General features: G+C 69.8%; 17 protein-coding genes and 1 pseudogene. 1 reads left to right on the forward strand and 17 read right to left on the reverse strand.

All coding sequences use genetic code 11. The features are described from left to right. Window positions 1–87 precede the first annotated feature (87 nt). The 4 genes from pheA to Val02_RS41655 form a co-directional block, all read right to left on the reverse strand. Complete coding sequence (pheA, locus tag Val02_RS41640) at window positions 88–1,029, reverse strand: prephenate dehydratase (protein ID WP_203904871.1); 942 nt, start codon at window positions 1,027–1,029, stop codon at window positions 88–90. A 12-nt stretch (window positions 1,030–1,041) separates the two neighbouring features. Further along, the gene (locus tag Val02_RS41645; protein ID WP_203904872.1) at window positions 1,042–1,533 is read right to left on the reverse strand and encodes a hypothetical protein; all 492 of its coding nucleotides are present in this window, start codon (window positions 1,531–1,533) and stop codon (window positions 1,042–1,044) included. Window positions 1,534–1,560: 27 nt separating this feature from the next. Next, a complete protein-coding gene (locus Val02_RS41650; RefSeq protein ID WP_239153736.1) occupies window positions 1,561–2,010 on the reverse strand; it encodes a hypothetical protein in 450 nt (149 codons plus the stop codon). A 145-nt stretch (window positions 2,011–2,155) separates the two neighbouring features. Continuing rightward, window positions 2,156–2,812: a hypothetical protein gene (locus Val02_RS41655; protein ID WP_239153737.1), complete on the reverse strand. Its 657-nt coding sequence runs from the start codon at window positions 2,810–2,812 to the stop codon at window positions 2,156–2,158. A gap of 418 nt (window positions 2,813–3,230) precedes the next feature. On the opposite strand from Val02_RS41655, the gene Val02_RS41660 reads away from it, so the two are divergent. Beyond that, window positions 3,231–4,442, forward strand: a complete 1,212-nt coding sequence (locus Val02_RS41660) for an arginine deiminase (RefSeq protein WP_203904873.1) — start codon at window positions 3,231–3,233, stop codon at window positions 4,440–4,442. A 38-nt stretch (window positions 4,443–4,480) separates the two neighbouring features. On the opposite strand, the gene Val02_RS41665 is transcribed toward Val02_RS41660, so the two are convergent. The 13 genes and pseudogenes from Val02_RS41665 to Val02_RS41720 all read right to left on the reverse strand — a co-directional run bounded on the left by Val02_RS41665 (window position 4,481) and on the right by Val02_RS41720 (window position 18,375). After that, window positions 4,481–5,359, reverse strand: coding sequence for a DUF5926 family protein (locus Val02_RS41665; protein ID WP_203904874.1), 879 nt, complete (start codon window positions 5,357–5,359; stop codon window positions 4,481–4,483). Window positions 5,360–5,413: 54 nt separating this feature from the next. Further along, window positions 5,414–5,821 (reverse strand): ATP-binding protein, encoded by a 408-nt coding sequence (locus tag Val02_RS41670; protein ID WP_203904875.1) that lies wholly within the window; start codon window positions 5,819–5,821, stop codon window positions 5,414–5,416. A gap of 3 nt (window positions 5,822–5,824) precedes the next feature. Further along, window positions 5,825–7,333: a sensor histidine kinase gene (locus tag Val02_RS41675; protein WP_239153738.1), complete on the reverse strand. Its 1,509-nt coding sequence runs from the start codon at window positions 7,331–7,333 to the stop codon at window positions 5,825–5,827. Next, window positions 7,330–8,184 carry a glycerophosphodiester phosphodiesterase gene (locus Val02_RS41680; protein ID WP_239153739.1) on the reverse strand — a complete coding sequence of 285 codons (855 nt, stop codon included), beginning with the start codon at window positions 8,182–8,184 and terminating at the stop codon, window positions 7,330–7,332. Before Val02_RS41680 ends, Val02_RS41675 begins: the two co-directional genes overlap by 4 nt. After that, the gene (locus Val02_RS41685) at window positions 8,165–8,491 is read right to left on the reverse strand and encodes a rhodanese-like domain-containing protein (RefSeq protein ID WP_373318032.1); all 327 of its coding nucleotides are present in this window, start codon (window positions 8,489–8,491) and stop codon (window positions 8,165–8,167) included. Before Val02_RS41685 ends, Val02_RS41680 begins: the two co-directional genes overlap by 20 nt. Window positions 8,492–8,501: 10 nt before the next feature. Beyond that, window positions 8,502–9,764 (reverse strand): LCP family protein, encoded by a 1,263-nt coding sequence (locus Val02_RS41690; protein ID WP_239153740.1) that lies wholly within the window; start codon window positions 9,762–9,764, stop codon window positions 8,502–8,504. Window positions 9,765–9,934: 170 nt separating this feature from the next. Then, window positions 9,935–11,056 (reverse strand): LCP family protein, encoded by a 1,122-nt coding sequence (locus Val02_RS41695; protein WP_203904876.1) that lies wholly within the window; start codon window positions 11,054–11,056, stop codon window positions 9,935–9,937. A 51-nt stretch (window positions 11,057–11,107) separates the two neighbouring features. Beyond that, window positions 11,108–12,481 (reverse strand): LCP family protein, encoded by a 1,374-nt coding sequence (locus tag Val02_RS41700; RefSeq protein ID WP_203904877.1) that lies wholly within the window; start codon window positions 12,479–12,481, stop codon window positions 11,108–11,110. Between the two features lie 287 nt (window positions 12,482–12,768). Further along, the gene (locus Val02_RS41705) at window positions 12,769–13,893 is read right to left on the reverse strand and encodes an LCP family protein (RefSeq protein ID WP_203904878.1); all 1,125 of its coding nucleotides are present in this window, start codon (window positions 13,891–13,893) and stop codon (window positions 12,769–12,771) included. Between the two features lie 57 nt (window positions 13,894–13,950). Continuing rightward, on the reverse strand, window positions 13,951–15,768 hold the full coding sequence (locus Val02_RS47945) for an NAD-dependent epimerase/dehydratase family protein (RefSeq protein WP_373318034.1): 1,818 nt from the start codon (window positions 15,766–15,768) through the stop codon (window positions 13,951–13,953). After that, window positions 15,748–16,302: pseudogene (locus Val02_RS47950) on the reverse strand (NAD-dependent epimerase/dehydratase family protein); the annotation flags it as partial. The gene Val02_RS47945 and the pseudogene Val02_RS47950, both read right to left, overlap by 21 nt. 67 nt (window positions 16,303–16,369) lie before the next feature. Beyond that, the gene (locus Val02_RS41715) at window positions 16,370–18,016 is read right to left on the reverse strand and encodes a monocarboxylic acid transporter (RefSeq protein WP_203904880.1); all 1,647 of its coding nucleotides are present in this window, start codon (window positions 18,014–18,016) and stop codon (window positions 16,370–16,372) included. Continuing rightward, entirely contained in the window at window positions 18,013–18,375 is a 363-nt protein-coding gene (locus tag Val02_RS41720) for a DUF485 domain-containing protein (RefSeq protein ID WP_203904881.1), read from the reverse strand. The genes Val02_RS41715 and Val02_RS41720 overlap by 4 nt, the downstream gene beginning before the upstream one ends. Window positions 18,376–18,393 lie beyond the last annotated feature (18 nt).

Genomic DNA, 18,393 nt, shown 5'->3' on the forward strand with positions numbered 1-18,393 from the left:
GCTCCCGCCGAGCCCGCTGCGCTCCACGGCGGGGCCGCTTCGCGCCCCGCCGCTCCGGCTCCGCTTGCCGGGTCCGGGGGCGGAGTTCTACCTGCCCGTGCGGAGCTTCTCCAGCCATGCGGTGGCGGCGGCGAAGTCGGCGTCGGTCGTGCGGGCGGGCTGCGGTACCGGCGATTCGCCCGGCTGGGCCGCCCGTGGGTAGGAGCCCAGGAAGCGGACGTCGGCGCAGATGCGGCGCAGGCCCATGAGCGCCTCGCCGACCCTTGCCTCGGCGACGTGGCCGGTGCAGTCGAGGAAGAACGCGTAGCGGCCGAGGCGTTCGCCGGTGGGGCGGGACTCGATGCGGGTCAGGTTGACGCCGCGCACCGCCAGCTCGGTCAGCACGGCGAGCAGGGCCCCGACCTCGTCGTGCGAGATGTAGACGGCGAGGGTGGTCAGGTCGTCGCCGGTCGGCTCGGGCGGTGGACCCGGCCGGGTCACCAGGGCGAATCGGGTCACCGCGTCGGGGTGGTCGGCGATCTCCTTCGCCAGCACGGGCAGGCCGTGTCGGGCCGCGCCGATCGGTGCGCAGATCGCGGCGGGGCTCTCGCCGGCGGCCACCGCCGCAGCGGCCGCGCCGTTGGAGAGCACGTCGATCACGGCAGCCCCGGGCAGGTGTGCCCGTAGCCACCGGCGGCACTGGGCCGACGCCTGCGGGTGCGCCACCACGGAGTCGATCTCCCCGAGAGTGAGCCCCGGGCCGGCCGCCAGCACGAACTGCACCGGGATGACGACCTCCCGGACGATCACCAGTTCGTGGCCGCTCGCCAGTTCGTCCAGGGTCACGCCGACCTGGCCGCCGATGGAGTTCTCCAGGGGGACGAGCGCGGCGTCGACGGAGCCGTCCCGGACGGCGTCGAGGGCCTCGGGCACACTGCGCGCCGGTATCCGAACGCCCTGCTCGGCGGCCGGGATGGTGATCAGCGCCTGCTCGGCGAACGTCCCCTCGGGGCCGAGGTAGGCGTATCGGGTGGGCGAACTGGCGGACATTTCCCCAGGGTATTAGCAGCCCGTAGCGGTCAGGATGCCCGGGGGTGCCGCGCCCCGAACGGCCGGCGTGCACACGTTGGTCCCCGCGGTCACCAGCACCAGCGAGGTCGGCTGTCCCCTGGTCACCACCTGCAACGGCTCGGCGTCGGGAACGGTGAGCACCGTGAACTGCCACGTGCCGGAGCACAGCGGCCCCTTGGACGCCGACGGGGTGACGTTCTTGAGGATGTTCTTGACCAGCGCACCGACCTGCTGGACGGTCGGCTGCCCGTTGCAGCTCGTGGCGGTCATCTCGCTGAACCCGGAGGGCACCGCGCTGGCGGTCGACCGCCGCGTCGGCACCGCGCTCGTCGCCGGGGCCGACGGCAGCTCGAGCTCCGGCGCTGGGGTGGCCGTCTCCGACGGGGGATCGACCGGCGCCGCCGCGCTGTCCTCGCCTCTGGCGCACGCGGAGGCGGCAAGCAGCAGCACCATGACGATGATCATCGATGAACGGCGCCCCATGACACCTCCACTCCCCAGCGGGAGAGGTTACACGGGACTGAAGAAGGTCAGGGAGCCGACGACATCGGACTGCTCGCCGATGGGCGTGGCCACCGCGTCGAGGGTGCAGGCGCCGTCGGGGCACTCCACCCGGATGAGTCCCCGCGCCAGCCGCCCGGAGGAGAGCGACAGCAGCGGCGGAACCTTCGCGACCTCGGTGTCGGTGAGCGGGGCCGCGGCGGTGCTGAAGTCGATGAGGCGCAGGGCACCGCCGGTGGCCTTCTTGCCCAGGGGTGCCTTCTTGAAGCCGAGCAGCCGCACGCAGGAGGGCGACATGGCGACCACGAGGGCCCGGGAGTCGATCACCAGGCTCGGCTCGACGGCGGTCGCGACGGCCTCCGCCCACCGGCGCACGGACGGGTCGAGCGAACCCCCGCCGGGCTGTTGACGCTCGCGATCGACCGACAGTCCGCTGAGGGACAACTCAACGTGAGGCACAACGCCTCCCGGAGCTGTCCGCCACGCCGTAACGCGAGCCCTTTACCACCACGGCCACGACGTTACCGGCGGCGGTGCTTGTTTGTCAGGGCACCGATTCGGTCAGCCCTGCGATGACAGCGTCCACGTCCCGGAAACAGGACGTTCACTCGCCCTTGCTCCAGTCGTACCGGTCGAACGCCGCGTTGGACCACGTGGCGGGGTGATCGGCCAGAGCGAAGAGCTTCTTGACGGTGCGCTGGGCGAGCCGGTTGCCCCGCGAGTTGAGCACGCGCCCGAGCTCCTGGTACGCGCTGACGATGCAGCCCTTGGGCATGCCGTAGAACGTGATCACACCGCTGCCGGCGAACGCCAGCACGGGCATCACGGGCACGGAGATCCCGGCGACGCGGGAGAGCGCGGTCGACGCGAGGCGGGCGTTTTCCCGCGCCTCGGTCACGTACTTGGGACGGCGGCCGTCGATCTGCACGACATCACCGGCGAACGCGACCTTGGTCCGGCCGTGGTCCTTCACCGTGACGGCGAAGACGCCACCGGGGCCGATCGCGAGGAACGTCATGGGTCCGGTGCCGGCGAACCGCTGCAGGTCGACGACCTCCCACGACGGGCCGAGGGAGTTGAGGCTCTGGGCAGCACGCTGATGGCGCGCGGCATCACGCCGACGCTCCCGCGCCTCCCGACGCGCCCGCATCCACTCCCGCGGCGACTGTCGCGCCGGGTCGAGGTAGTCGTCCTGACCGCTCTGTGCGCGCGGCGTGGGGAAGATCGCTGGGCTGTCGCTGGAATGCAAAAGTCCGGTCACTTCGCACCTCCGGCCTCGACGTGCAGTTGTGTGTCTGAATACCGTACGTGTCGACGCGCCTACAGTGGCAGTGTTGCAAAGCGAATAAGGACCTGTGAAGGGGATGAATGCCTCATTCACTTCCTGCCCGGTTTCGCAGATACCGCAAAATCGTACCAAACAACTGACCGTCGGTCATTGGTTGCTGTCCGTTAGTACGAGTCGTTCATGCGGCAGGTGGACCGCCCCCGAGATCGGCGCGGAGCAGGCCCGATGACGCCAACCCCGAAAGGGTAACCGTATTCGGACGTGCGCGCTCCGTGTGGAAACTCACTCATATACACGAAGGCAGATACCCAGCAATCCGGGCGATTTGCACATTCAGCCAGTGCACGCTTTCGCAAATGGCGAGCATCCGGACAGCACTACGCTGACCCCTATGACTGGGGGTCTGGGTTCTCGCGTCGACACCGAGGTTGGCCGGCTCGGGGCGGTGGTGCTGCATCGACCCGGGGCGGAGCTGGCCCGGCTGACGCCACGGAACAACGATTCGCTCCTTTTTGACGGCATTCCGTGGGTCCAACGTGCGCAGGAGGAGCACGACACCTTCGCCGACGCGCTGCGTGGGCGCGGGGTGGAGGTCCTGTACCTGGCGGAGTTGCTCACCGACGTCCTCACCATTCCACAGGCCCGGGCCGAACTGACCGACGCCGTCCTGTCGGATGTGCGTCTGGGCGACTCGCTCCGCTCCGCGGTCGGCGATCATCTCGCCGGCCTGGAGCCCACCGGCCTCGCGGGCGTTCTCATGGCCGGCCTCGCCCACGAGGAACTGCGCACCGGCGCCGGCCTCGTGTACGCGCTCATGGACCGGCACGACTTCGTCATCGACCCGCTGCCCAACCTGCTGTTCACCCGCGACTCGGCGGTGCGCATCGGCAACCGGGTGGCCGTCACCAGCCTGTTCATGCCGGCGCGGCGCCGGGAGACCACGCTGACGCGGGCCATCTACCGGCACCATCCCCGGTTCGCCGGCATCGAGATCCTCTACGGGCCCGACCTGGAGTACCTGGAGGGCGGCGACATCCTGGCCCTCGCGCCCGGTGTGCTCGCGGTCGGCGTGGGCGAACGCACCCGCGCCGCCGGCGCCGAACGCCTGGCCCGCCGGTGCTTCGCCAGAGGGCTGGCGCACACCGTTCTGGCGGTGCCGATCGCGCAGGAACGGGCCACCATGCATCTCGACACCGTCTGCACCATGGTCGACGTCGACGCCGTGGTCATGTACCCGAACATCGCCGACACGCTGATGGCGTACACGGTGTCGGCCGACGAGGACCCCGACGGGGAGCCCCGGATCAGCGGCCCCGAGCCGTTCCTCACGGCGGCCGCCAAGGCCATGGGCATCGACACGCTGCGGATCATCGACACCGGCCTGGACCCGGTGACCGCGGAACGCGAGCAGTGGGACGACGGCAACAACACGCTCGCCATCGCGCCCCGGCTCGCCGTCGCCTACGAACGCAACGTCGAGACCAACGCCCAACTGGAGCGCGCCGGCATCGAGGTGATCCGCATCCCCGGTTCCGAACTGGGCTCCGGCCGCGGCGGCCCCCGATGCATGTCCTGCCCCGTTGACCGGGCGCCGATCGCGTAGGCGGGCGCCCGGTCGCGGCCGGCCTAGCGCAGGCCGGCTTAGCGCAGGGTCAGCTGACGGCCCAGCAGGCCCTGACGCGCACGGCGTTCGGCGGCGGTGAGCGACTCACCGGCGCCGAGCACCTCGCTGTACCGCTTGGCGAACTCCGCCAGCGGCTGGTCCCAGTCCGCCGCGGGCGGGCCGAGCGGCAGGTCCCACACCGGCACCAGCAGCCCGTGCGCCCGGAACATGCCGGCGAACTTCGTGCCCTCGCCGAGCCGGATCGCGTCCGACGCGGCGAGCCGGGCCAGCGCGTCCAGGGCGGCGTCCTCGTTGTCCGGCAGCACCCAGCGCACGTGTGCCTTGTCCGGCACCTGACACCAGTACGCCGACGGCGCGGCGGACAGGCGCACGGTCGGGTAGATCGACTCGTTGGCCCGTTCCAGCGACGCCTTCACGTTGGGGTCGTCGGCGGCGTCCGGCGCCAGCCAGAAGTCGAACCCCTCGTGCAGCGTGACCTTGAGGCCCTCGTCGGCGAGCACGTCCTGCAGCCGCGGACCCGGCCCCGGCAGCGCCGGAACGGCCACCGGCTGGCCCGGCTTCGTCTGCAGCGCGGCGATCAGCGCGGCGGCCAGGTCCCGGGAGACGTCGCCGGACTGGATGTGCCGCTGCAGCCCGATGAACACGTGCCCGTCGGCGCGGTGCATGGCGGGCCAGGCCATCGGCAGCACCGTGGCGAGCGTGACCGCACGGTCGCCGGCCTCCGCGGCCAGCTCCGGGCTCAGCTTCAGCGGTGCCGAGGCGGCCGGCACCAGCTCGCGCAGCGCCACCCACTCGGTTTCGTCGATCAGGCCCTCGAACGGGCGCGCGACGAAGATGTCCTTGACCTTTTCCCGCTTCTCGCGGGGCGACCTCTTGGCGGGGGGCTTTTTTGCCATGCCGGCCAGCCTAGGTGCTCACAGGCACCAACCGGCACATTTCTAACAACGTGCCTAACTACTGAGTTCGGCCCAGACGCACTGACCGAGGCCGTCGCGGTCGACGCCCCAGCTGGTGGCCAGCGCGGACACGATGGCGAGCCCGCGCCCGTCGACGGCGTCGATGCTCGGCGGGCGCACCTGCGGGGACTTCGCCGAACCGCCGTCGGTGACCCGGATCAGCACGCCGCCGCCGGTCAGCAGGCGCCACGCCACCCGGATCACGCCACCGGGCAGCGGCGCCGCGTGCCGCACCGCGTTGCCGACCAGTTCGGCGGCGATCGCCATCGCGTCGGCGAGGCGGTCTCTGCTCACCGAACCCGCGAGCGCGGTGGACAGTCGGCGCCGGGCCACCCGTGCACCGCGCGGCTGGTGCGGCACCACAACGCACCACGCCTTGGATGCGACGACTGCTGTCGACACGGGTCAGACCTCCCCGGGGCTCGCGTCGGCTCGCGGCAGCCGTACCTCAGCCACCGTTCCTCCCCCATCGCGTGGGCGCAACGACACCCACCCGTTCTGGCGTTCCACGATGCGCCGAACGAGGTACAGCCCGAGGCCGACACCGCCGAAGCTCCGCTGATCGCCGCTCTCCAATTGCCAGAACCGCTCGAACGCCCGCTCGACGTGCTCCGGTGGTATGCCGACCCCCCGATCGGACACCCGGAACCACACCGTCTGCGTGTCCGCACCGGCGGTCACGTCGACACTTACCCGAGCCGGCGAGTACTTACACGCATTGGTCACCAGTTCGGTCACCACGGTGAGGATGCCGGCGCGGTCGCCGAGCGCCTTCGGCAGGGCGCTCGGCAGGTCGAGTGCGACCGCCGCCCGGATCTCCGGTGCGAGGTCGCGCTCCACCTCTCGCAACGCATCTATGACATCGAAGGGTACGGGTGCCGCGCCATTCACCGCACCGGCGGCGTCGCTGGCCGCGCTGAGGAGCCGGTCGACCAGCCGCGCCAACTCCCGGGCCCGCTGGCCCAGGACCGTCACCGCTTCGCGTCGGTCGGGCTCCGTGAGCGCGTCCCAATGTTCGACCAGGGTATCGGCGTAACCACGGATGACCGTGACGGGTGTCCGCAGCTCGTGACTGGCGACGGCGAGGAAAAGATCCCGCGACTCGTCGCGGGACGGGTCGCGGGGGTCCGTCTCCGGCTCGGGCCGCAGATAGAGCACGCGGGAACGGGTACCGGCGAGCCGCGTCGCCCGGATCCGCACCAGGGTGCCGTTGGCGAGGCGGTGCACGGTGCTCTGCCCCGAACGCGGCAGCGGGAACGGGAACGTCCGACCGACCACCTCGCCGGCGGCCATGGCGGTGAGCCGCTCGGCGTGCCCGTTCCAGGCGCGCACGGTGCCGTCGGGCGTGACGACCACGATGGCCAGCGACACCGGGTCGAGCACCGGATCGCCGCTCTCCCCGGCGGGCAGGCCGTTCTCGCTGACGTACAGCTGTGCCGCGCAGGTGGCGAAGAGCGTCAGCCACGCCTCGGCGGCCGAGGGCACCGGGTCCCCCTCGCCGCCGCCCAGGTACACCTGGATCGAACCGACCACCACCTCGCCGACGACGGCCGAGGTGCGCAGCATCCGCAGCACCGGCGTGAGCTGGACGAGCGTGACCCGCCCCGGGGTGGACGCGGCGACGGCGTCGGAGATGGCCGGCGACTGCGGATCGATCGGCCGCCCGAGCATGAACTGCGCCGAGCCGCACGCGGCGAGCACCCGCCCGCTGTCCGGGCCGTACTCGACGAAGCTCGCCCCGATGGCGTCCGTGGCGGCGGCGGCCAGTTCGACGAGAAGCTGCAGGCCGACCAGCCCGCCCTCGTTGGTGGTGCCGGAGATCAGATCGGTGAGGCCGCGCAGCAGCGGCACCTCGCCGAAGGGTGGCACATCCGGCGCCGGCAGTCCGGACGCCGGAGGATCTCCGGGGGTCATGGACCCGAGTCTGCCGCGCCGGGCCCGTTCCCGTCATCCCCGGTGCGCCGCCCACCGGCGAGGTGCCGGCGCACAAATCCCGGCCTATCGGTGATAATCGCCCGAACTCCCAGCCGGACACACAGATCGACGTCGGCCGGATCGTTGACGGTCCACACGTACACCTCGTTGCCGTTGCGCCGCAGCCGCTCCGCGATCGCCGGCCGGGCGCGCAGCAACGAGACCCCCGGCCCACCGGCCGCGGCGCCGTACGGGAGGACCGCCGGCGGATACACCCCGGGCGGCAGGTGGTCCATCAGGAAGACCCGCGGGACGTCGGGTGCCAGTTCGCGCATGCGCTGCAGTGCCAGCGGCGAGAACGACATCATCGTCACCGACACCGCGTCGCCCGGCTCCGGACGGTCCAGCGCGAACTTGCGCAGCAGTTCGGCAAGCGTGGGCTCGATCAGCCGCCCGCCGAGCGTGGGATGCTTCGTCTCCACCAGCAGCCGCAGCGGCCGCCCCGCATCCCGAACGGCACCGAGCAGCGTCTCCAGCGTCAGCACCGGGGCCGGCTGTTCGGCCGCGTGCCACGAACCGAAGTCGAGCTGCTCCAGTTCGGCGAGCGTGCGCCGGCGGACCAGGCCGCGGCCGTTGCTGGTGCGGTTGAGCCGCCGGTCGTGCACGCACACGAGGTGCCCGTCCCGGGACAGCCGAACGTCGCACTCGACCCCGTCGGCGCCGTCCTCGATGGCGCGCAGATAGGCCTCGAGCGTGTGCTCGGGCAGCTCGTCCGAAGCCCCGCGGTGCGCGATCACCAGCGGGGCCGCACCGGATCCCGGCAGCTCCGGGTCAGATGACGGTCCCGGCACCGCCGTCCCCGTCGACCACCGGACGGCCGGCGGCCGCCCAGGCGTACATGCCGCCGTCGAGGTTGACGACGTTGTCGAAGCCCTGTTGACGCAGGTAGTGCACCACCTGGCCGGAGCGCCCGCCGACCCGGCAGACCACGACCACCTCGCGGTCCGTCGGGATCTCCGCGGTGCGCTGCGGGATCTGCATCATGGGAACGTGGACGGCGCCCGGCGCACGGCCGGCGGCCCACTCGTCGGGCTCGCGGACATCGAGCAGGAAAGCGTCTTGGGGCACCTGGGCGGGGCCCACCGCGGGGACGGTCACGACGCCCAGCTTACGGACGGTTGGACCAGGTCGGGTTGGCGACCGCCCAATCCTCGAGCGTGTCGTCGACCAGCGCCTTGTACAGCCCCTCCGCCTCCTGGAACGGCAGGATGTACGACGTGCCGCCGATCCACGCCGGCTCGGACGGGACCTGCAGCCCCACGATCGAGTCGGGCCGGATGTCGCGCAGCGAGAACACCAGGTCGGCGATCGAGTAGCCGTTGGTGTCGACGGTCAGCGTGCCGGCCACCGCGCGGATCATGCTGTCCATCTTCAACGGGTTCTGCAGCACGCCCTTCTTCTGCGCCTGCGTGAGCAGCGCCCGCAGGAAGCGCTGCTGGTTCTTCTGGCGGCCGTAGTCGCCGTCCGGCAGGCTGTAGCGCTGGCGGACGAGGTCCAGCGCCTCCCAGTCGTCGAAGTGGTGGCACCCCGCCTCGTAGACCACGGCGCGCCCGCCCCGGTGCGGCGACAGGAACTTGCCCTCGTCGTCGAAGCCCATGTGCTCGGAGACCACCCGGTGGTCGATGCACATGTCGACGCCGCCGAGCACCCGCACGACGTCCTTGAACCCCTCGAAGTCGACGATCGCCGCGCCGTCGAAGCGGATTCCCATCAGGTTGGTCAGCGTGGCCGAGAGCAGCTGCACGCCGCCGGAGCCGCCCCCGCCGTAGTCGAACGCCGCATTGATCTTGTCGCGCCCGCCCCGGAACCCGGTCTTCTCGAACGGCGGGATCTCCACCCGCAGGTCGCGCGGGACCGACAGCAGGTACACGCGATCCATCGTGACCGGAACGTGCGCCACGATGATCGAGTCGGACCGCTGCCCGCCCTCGGGGTCGTCGACCCGGGCGTCGGAGCCGATCAGCAGGAAGTTGAGCGGGCCGGTGAGCTTCGTACGGGGGATGTCCTCATCGGTCTTGAGCCCCACGCCGGCCCCGGAACGGGCGTCGTCGGCGAGCAGCGTGTCCTTCTTGACGCTGTCGTCGTAGCGGTTGGCCAGCACCTTGCCCGCACCTAGCGCCCCGCCCGAGGCGAACATCAGCAGCACGCCGAGGACGATCAGCAGCCGGGCCCAGATCGGGTCCCGACCCGGGAGAGGAACGCGCACGGAACGCCCATCGGCGCGCCGCCACACCGGTCGAGTGGAGCCACCGGGGCGCACCCCCTCGGCACCGTCGCCGCTCCGCGGCAGCTCCGGGTAGGTCCGCTTGGGCCGGCGCCGTAACTGGCGCGGGATCCGGCGCAGCCGCGAACCGGCAGCCGTCTGCGGCATGCCTGTCGTGTCGTACCCGAGCCTGGACGTAGCGCCTCCCCATTGCGGAACGCCCTTGGAATACCCGTCCGGACGACGCCGAACCGCGGCTGACGCTCAACTATACGAGGCAGACATTGCGCCCCGGTGTCCTGCAGATCTAGACGCGGGTCACACCGGATAACGTTGCCTCAAGCCGGACTGACCAGCTCAGGATGAGCAACGACGAAGGTGTCGAGTTGGCCGTTGCCGAGCGCCGACAACAATTCGGCGCCGATGGGGTCCAGCTCCTCGCCCTGGTAGTTGTCGCCGACGCCGACGCCGTGGCCCGGCGTCCGGACCATGACGAGATCGTCGTCCCGCACGTTTCGTAGGGAAAATGCCAGCTCCGCGGGGCTGATTCCCTGGCTGTCGAACGTCAACGCGGCACCCACCTTGCGGATGATCGCGTCGAGCTTCTTCGGGTCCGACACAATTCCCTGGCTCGTCGCCTTCTGCATGACGGCTTTCAGGAACTTCTGCTGATTGCGCTGCCGGTCGTAATCCCCGTTGGGCAGGCTCTTGCGCTGCCGGACGACGTCGAGCGCCTGGAGATCACCGAGATCGTGGCACCCCGCCGGATAGAAGAACGGCTTCCCGCCGTCGTCCGGCGCGAGGAACTTCCCGTCCGGCCCGGTGCCGAGATGTTCGCTGCGCACGTCGTGGTCGAGACACATGCGCACGCCGCCCAACTCCCGCACCACCGCCCGGAACCCCTCAAAATTGATCACCGCGGCGACGTCGAACCTGATGTCGACCAGGTTTTCGATGGTCTGCGACAGCAGCTGGAACCCGCCGGCGAGCCCGCCGAAGTTCTCCACGCCGTAGGGAAACGCGCCGTTGAGCTTCTCGTGCGTGGCCCGCTTGCGACCGGGCGGCGACGCGGGGATCTCGACGATCAGGTCCCGTGGGAGTGACACCAGGAACGCCTGCTTATGGCCGGCCGGGATGTGCACCATGATGATGGAGTCGCCACGGGCCGGCTCGTCGCTGCCGGGGCGTTCGTCGACGCCGACCAGCAGCATGTTGAGCGGGCGGTTGGGATCGATCTCGCTCTGCCGCTCCTCGTCGGGGGCGAGCAGGTCGTCCTTGTTGACCGCGCCGTCGTAGCGGCTGTTGAGCACGGCACCGCCGGCCAGCGCGGCACCGCTGAAGAGGACCAGCAGCACACCGAACACGACGACGAGCCACGCCCACAGCGGATCACGGCGACGCGGGGGCGGCGGTGTCGGCTGCGGGAGTGGCGGCGTTACCCCGACGGACTGTCCAGACACCGGCGGCCTCCCTGGGCTACACCATAGACAGCCCGGGCGAGGACCCCTGCCCTACTTGCTGACGAAGTCCGGGTGCGTGGCGATGAAATCGTCGATCTCGTCCGACTTGAGCGACTTCAGCATGGCCTGGGTGTCCTCGCTGAGCCCCTCACACTCCTCGCTGCCGCAACGGATCGGATTGAACTTCCCGGCGTTGGACTTGAGCATGACGACGTCGTTCTCGCTGACGCCCTTGACCGTGAAGAGCCAGCTCTCGAAGCTCGCGCCGTTGAGGTCGACCGTCAGCGCGCTGCCGATCGATTTCACCAACTCCAGCACTTTCAGCGGGTTCTTCTGGAGCTCCCGGTCCTTGGCGCGCTTGGCGAGCGCCTTGACGAACTGCTGCTGGTGGCGCTGGCGGCCGTAGTCACCGTCCTCCAGGCTCTTGCGCTGGCGGACGTAGTCCAGCGCCTCCCAGCCGCCGAACTGGCGACACTCGCCCGGGTAGTACGTCATCGGCTTGCCGCCCTGGTGCGGCGACAGGTACTTGCCGTTCTTGTCGAAGCCCCAGTGCTCGCTCTTGACCGGCTTGGTCGAGTCGACGCACATGTCCACGCCGCCGAGCGCGTCCACGACCTTCTCGAAGCCCTTGAAGTCGACGATGGCGCCGGCGTTGAACTTCAGGCCGGAGAGGCGGCTGATGGTCAGCGAGAGCAGCTCGAAGCCGCCCTGGCGGCCGCCGCCGTTCTGCCAGCCGTAGGCGAAGGCGCTGTTGATCTTGTCATTGCCGCCCTTCCACTTCGTCTTCGAGTACGCCGGGATGTTGACGTACGAGTCGCGCGGGATGGAGGCGATGTAGGCCCGGTCGTGCGTCGCCGGGATGTGCAGGATCAGGATCGAGTCCGCCCGCACCAGGTCGGTCGTGTTGGTCGGGCGTTCGTCGACGCCGACCATGAGGATGTTGAGCGGGCCGGTCAGCGCCTTGGCGTTGGAGACACCGGCCTCGCCGAGCAGCGGGGCCTCCTCGACGTCGCCGGTCAGCTGCGCGATGAGCGCCTTGCCGCCGACGATCACGCCGCCGCTCAGCACCATCAGCATCGCGCCGCCGATGACCAGCAGCCGGGCCCAGAGCGGGTCGCGCCGCTTCGGCTTCTTCTTGGGCGCACCGCCGGAGCCGGGACCCCGTCCGCCGCGACCGCCGTTGCGGGGGCCGTCGCCGCCGCCACGCGGGGGACGCCCGCCGGAACGCGGACGCTCGCCCGACCCGCCGGAACGGGCCCGGGCGGACTGCCGCGGCTCGTCGAAGTTGAGCACCTCGAAGTCGTCGTCCGCGTAGGGCGCACCCGGGCGGCCGGGAGTCGAGGCGCCGGGGGCGCGGGAGGCCTGTCGCCGGCGGGTCGTCTCGCTCAGCCAGTCGTCACCCATGTCGCCCCGGCCGGAGGACACCGCCGGCTCTCCGTAACTGTCACGCTGTGTGCCGTAGACCCCACCGGAGCGGTCTGTCGCTACCGAGCCCGGGGCGGGGTTACCGCGCCGGGCCTGGGGATACGACATGCCATCTCCTACTCAGCCGCGGACAGTCGATGCGCCGACACCGAAATTTACGGATCAAGTCCGCGGCGCACGAGACGCGCGACCGCGGACCTGAACGCGAGGTTACCTAACTACCGTCGAACTGGGCAGTCCCCGTTCCCCTTACTCAACAGCCGACTGCCCGATTCGGTAACTTTGACCTACTTCGCCGGTGGCGGATTGGCGGCGAACCACTCGCCCGCCTTGTCGTTCTTGATCGCTTCGTAGAGCCCCTTGGCCTTGGTCTCGTCCGGCACCACGACGTCCTCGCCATTAATGATCTTCGACCCCTGGTGCGGGCTGACCGAGAACGTCAGGTCCTGGCTGCGGATGTTCCGGAACTGCAGGGCGAGGTCCACCGGCGACAGGTCCTGGTCCACCGTCACGGCCTTGGTGGCCGCCTTGAGGAACGAGTTGAGCTTCATCGGGTTCGACAGTGTGCCACCGCTCACTGCCTTGTCCATGATCGCCTTCATCAACTCCTGCTGGTGGCGCATCCGCGCGAAGTCGCCCTCGGGGAACTGCTTGCGCTGCCGGGCGTAGTCCAGGGCGGCCGCGCCGTCGAGGTGCATGACGCCCTTCTTGAACTGCCGGAACGGCTGGTGGATCGACTTCACGTCCTGCTCGATGTTGAGGTCCACGCCGCCCAGCGCGTCGACGACCGACGTGAACCCGCCGAAGTCGATCAGCACCACGTGGTCCAGCCGCAGGCCGGTGTAGCCCTCGACGGTGCGCACCACCAGCGGGATGCCGCCCCACGCGAACGCCGCGTTGATCTTCGCCTTGCCACCGCCCTGACCGGACTTCGGGTCCTTCGGGATCGGCACGTACAGGTCACGCGGCATGGAGATGAGGTACGCCTTGTCGTGGCTCGCCGGGATGTGCGCCACGATCAGCGTGTCCGTGCGGGCGTTGCCCGGCTTGTCGGCGTTCTCCGGGTCACGCGAGTCGCTGCCCAGCATCAGGATGTTGAGCGCACCGTCGACGGTCTTGGCCGGACGGCCACCCGTGATCCCGGCGAAGGCGTCGGTGCGCCGCACGTCGTTGTTGAGGTTCTGGTAGTACGTGTACGCCCCACCGGCCCCGATCAGGGCCAGAACCAGCAACACGACGCCGGAGACGAGGAAGATCCGACCCCAGCGCGGCCGCGGACGACCACCCCGGTAGGTGGGGCCGGAACGCCCGGGCGGCACCTGGCCGCCCCCGAACGCCGGCTGCGAATTCCCGCGCTGGGCGGAGACGGAGGCGCGGCCGGCGGCCCGGCCCTCAGCAGATCTCGTGGACATGGTCACAAGAGTACGAACGAGAACCGTTCGGCGCCTGTCCGGCGAATCCGGACGGCACTAACCGGGGAGACGACCCCGGAAGTAGTCGATGGCCCGCCCGAGCCCCTCGTCCGGACCCACCTGCGGCTCGTATCCGAGCAGCTCACGGGCGAGCGTAAGGTCCGGCCGGCGCTTCTCCGGGTCGTCGGCGCCACGCTCCGTGTAGATGATCTCGGAGGAGCTGCCGGTCAGCCTGACGATGCGTTCGGCCAGCTCACGCATGGTCATCTCGTGCTCGGTGCCGCAGTTGACCGGGCCCGGGTGGCCGGAGTCCAGCAGCAGCAGGATGCCGCGCACCAGGTCACCGACGTACGTGATCGAACGCGTCTGCTTGCCGGTGCCGTGCACGGTGATCGGCTTCCCGTGCAGCGCCTGGTCGACGAAGGTGGGGATCGCCCTACCGTCGTCGGGCCGCATGCGCTCGCCGTAGGTGTTGTGTGCCATGACACCGGTGCCGGCCCAGAAGTTCTCCTTGCCGGGCACGACGAAGTCGTAGACGAGCGGTGTCGCGTCCACCGGCTCGATTGCGGTGATCGGTGCCCACACCAGGTCACCGAAGCGCTGGGCCTGAAGTTCCTGTTCCACCCCGTCGTCCCACTCCAGCGGGCTCCACGGCGAGACGTGACAGAGCGTCAACCGCCAGAACGGGTACCGGCGGTCGCCGGTCCGCTGCTGGAACGTCGACGTGTACCGCCCGACCGACGGCACCAGACCGAACCGGGCAAGTGCGACCACGAGATCGTCCTTGAGCCGCTCGGATGTCGTCGAGAACTCGTGCCGAGCCTTCTCGTCCAGCTTCTTGCCGCTGTGCACACCGTCGCCGACCCGGTATCCCTCGATGAACCACTTGAGCCGGCTCAGCGGCAGGCCCAAAATCCAGCCCGGGATCGCCTTCTCCGGCCCGCCGAGGCCGAGGTCTCGCCACAGGTCCACCAGTACGTGGCTGTGCACGAAGAGCGCCGGACCACGATCGGCCGACCCCGGCGCCCGAACGACGTGCAGGCCGAGGTCGCGCCGAATGATGTGCTCGGCGATGTCAAGCGTCGCGTCGTCGCAGCTGATGTTGATGAAGCTGCTCTTCGGACGGTCGTCGAACAGGCAACCCTCGGCCACGAACAGGCCGAACAGCCACAGGAGCTGATCGGAGATCTCGACGTTGACCGGCAGGGCGGCCCCGGCGCCCGAGGAGTAACGGCGCATCCGTGCTTCGGCCGGAACGTTGATGCCCAACTCCTGCACGACCGCCAGCGGTACGCACTCGTCCTCGCGCCACCGGTGCAGGGTGCCCCACGACGACTGACGTGTGCGGCCGGAGCGGGCCGTGATGAGACCGACCGCTTCGTCGCGCCGCTCGTGCAGTTCGCCGCCGAGGCCGGGCCAGGTGACAGCGACCGCCCACCGGTCATGGCCGGGAGCCGAGTACAGATCGACGAGCGAGACCAGCTTCCGTTCGCGTTCGATCACGTCGAGTCGGCCGGCGATCGCGATCCGATCTCCGACGGCGAGTTCACGTACCGGCTTCGCCTCGGGCTCGCCGTCGGCACCGCGCCGGAACACGCTGTGGTCGCCGGTCACCGCCAGCTTGCGGCCGTACCCGGTGGTGACTCGGAAGCACTGCGCCTCGGTGGGGTGCCCGACCAGGAACGACGCCTCGCTCGGGGCCATCGCGCCGTGCGTGTTGAACGCCGGCACCGTGTACCCGAACAACTCCACGGAGGTGCCGATGCGGTCGGCCAGCTCCTGCACCGTCTCGTGGCGCAGTTCGAGCCCGTCGTCGTAGAGGACCTTCTCGTCGGCCAGGATCGAGTTGAAAATACGGACGATGGCGGTGTCCACGCCGCGGGTGCGCCGGTAGCCCATCACGGCCGCCTCGCTGAACCGCTTCGCCTCGTCGTAGACGCTGCGCACGCCGATCGGGTTGACGTTGCCGAAGTAGGTCTCCGGCTGCGGGTGCACCAGCGGGTCGCCGTACGCCTCCGACGTGGAGGCCATGAGGAAGCGCGCACCGTCGGCGGCGGCGCGTTCGAGAAGGTTGAGCGTGCCGAGCGAGCCGACCCGCAGGATGTCGATCGCCAGCGGCACGAAGTCGGTGGGGCTGGCCGGCGACGCGAAGTGCATGATCGCGTCGAAGCGTTCGGCGAGCGCGGGGTGTGCCGGCAGCGGCTCGGAGACGTCGGCCTCGACGAGCGTGAACCGGGGCTCACCGGCCAGGTGCGCCACGTTTTCCTTGCTGCCGGTGACGAAGTTGTCGACCGCCACGACGGTCGCTCCGCGGGCGATCAGCGCATCGACGAGGTGCGAGCCGACGAATCCGGCCCCGCCGGTGACGAGGATCCGGTGTCCCGCGCCGTAGCGCTCTGCGATCGCCATGAGGGCACCCTACCCATCCCGCCTGCGACGAGACGGGTAGGGGCGCCCTGCGATACAGCGTGGAACGTCAGTGGGCGCCCGCGCCCGTCAGGGAGCGGACCTCCAGCTCGGCGTACTTCTCCGGGCCGTCCGGCGGGGTCTTCGACAGGATCGTTCCGAGCCAGCCGCAGAAGAAACCGAACGGGATGGAGATCAGGCCCGGGTTCGACAGCGGGAACCAGTGCCAGTCCGACTTCGGGAACATCGCCGTCGCGCTGCCCGACACGACCGGGCTGAAGAACACCAGCACGACCGCCATGATCAGACCGCCGTAGATGGCCGACACGGCACCCGTCGTGTTGAACCGCTTCCAGAACAGCGAGTACAGGATCGCCGGCAGGTTGCCCGAGGCGGCGACCGCGAAGGCCAGCGCCACGAGGAACGCCACGTTCAGCGTCTGCGCCCGGATGGCGAGCACGATCGAGACCGCGCCGATCACCAGGGCCGAGATGCGGGCCACCCGCACCTCCTGACGCTCGGAGGCCTGGCCGCCCTTGATGACGTTCGCGTAGAAGTCGTGCGCGAGCGACGAGGACGACGCGAGGGTGAGGCCCGCGACCACCGCGAGGATGGTGGCGAACGCGACGGCCGCGATCACGGCGAGCATGATGGCGCCGCCGGTCTCGCCACCGAGGTAGCGCTCGCCGAGGACGCGCGCCAGCTCGGGGGCCGCGATGTTGCCGGCCTTGTCGAGGGCGGTGATGTTCTTGCCGCCCACCAGCGCCGCGGCGCCGAACCCGAGGGCCAGCGTCATCAGGTAGAACGTGCCGATGATGCCGATCGCCCAGAGCACGCTCTTGCGGGCGGCCTTGGCGGTGGGAACGGTGTAGAAGCGGATCAGGATGTGCGGCAGGCCGGCGGTGCCGAGCACCAGCGCGATGCCGAGCGAGAGCAGGTCCATCTTGCTGTAGAAGGTCGCCAGCGCGTCCTTCGGGTTCTCGACGCCGTAGCGCTGGCCCGGTTCGAGGAAGGCGTCGCCCTTGCCGGACTTCGCGGCGGCGTCGCCGAGCAGGTCCGACAGGTTGAACTTGAACGCCGCGAAGACCATGATCGTCATGACCGCGGCGCCGGTCATGAGCAGGAACGCCTTGACGATCTGGACGTACGTGGTGCCCTTCATGCCGCCGATCGTCACGTAGATGATCATCAGCGCGCCGACCATGATGATGGTGGCGATCTTGGCGGTGTCGGCGTCCATCCCGAGGAACGTCTGCCCGGGCTTGATGCCCAGCAGCAGCGCCACGAGCGCGCCGGCGCCCACCATCTGGGCCAGCAGGTAGAAGATCGACACGGTGATCGTGGAGACCGCGGCGGCCGTCCGGACCGGCTTCTGCTTCATCCGGAACGCCAGCACGTCGGCCATCGTGTACTTGCCGGAGTTGCGCAGGAGTTCGGCGACGAGCAGCAGCGCCACCAGCCACGCCACGAGGAACCCGATCGAGTACAGGAAGCCGTCGTACCCGTACAGGGCGATGATGCCGGCGATACCGAGGAACGACGCCGCCGACATGTAGTCGCCGCCGATGGCCATGCCGTTCTGGAACCCGGAGAACGAACGGCCGCCGGCGTAGAAGTCCGTGGCGTCCTTGGTCTGCCGGCTGGCCCAGATCGTGATGCCGAGCGTGAACGCCACGAAGACCAGGAAGAGAACGATCGTGATGTCTCTTGCGCTCATGCCTTGTTCTCCAGCTTCGCGCGGATCGCGTCAGCGGTCGGGTCGAGGTTCTTGTCGGCGTAGCGGGAGTACAACCACGCGATGACGAACGTCGACACGAACTGCAGCAGCCCGAAGATCAGCGCGACGTTGATGTGGCCCACGATCTTGGTGTCCATGAACCCGCGCGCGTACGCGGAGAGGATCACGTAGAGCGCGTACCAGAGGAAGAAGGCGGCGGTCATCGGGAAGACGAAGCCGCGCAGCGCCTTGCGCAGCTTGGCGAACTCGGGGCTGGCCTCCACCGCCACGTAGTCGGCGGCGGTGGGTGGGCCGGTCACCTGCGGTTGATCCACCGTATTGGCGGAGTCGGTAGCCATGGATACCACCTGTCGGGT

Source organism: Virgisporangium aliadipatigenens, from assembly GCF_016863615.1.
Taxonomy (GTDB): domain Bacteria; phylum Actinomycetota; class Actinomycetes; order Mycobacteriales; family Micromonosporaceae; genus Virgisporangium; species Virgisporangium aliadipatigenens.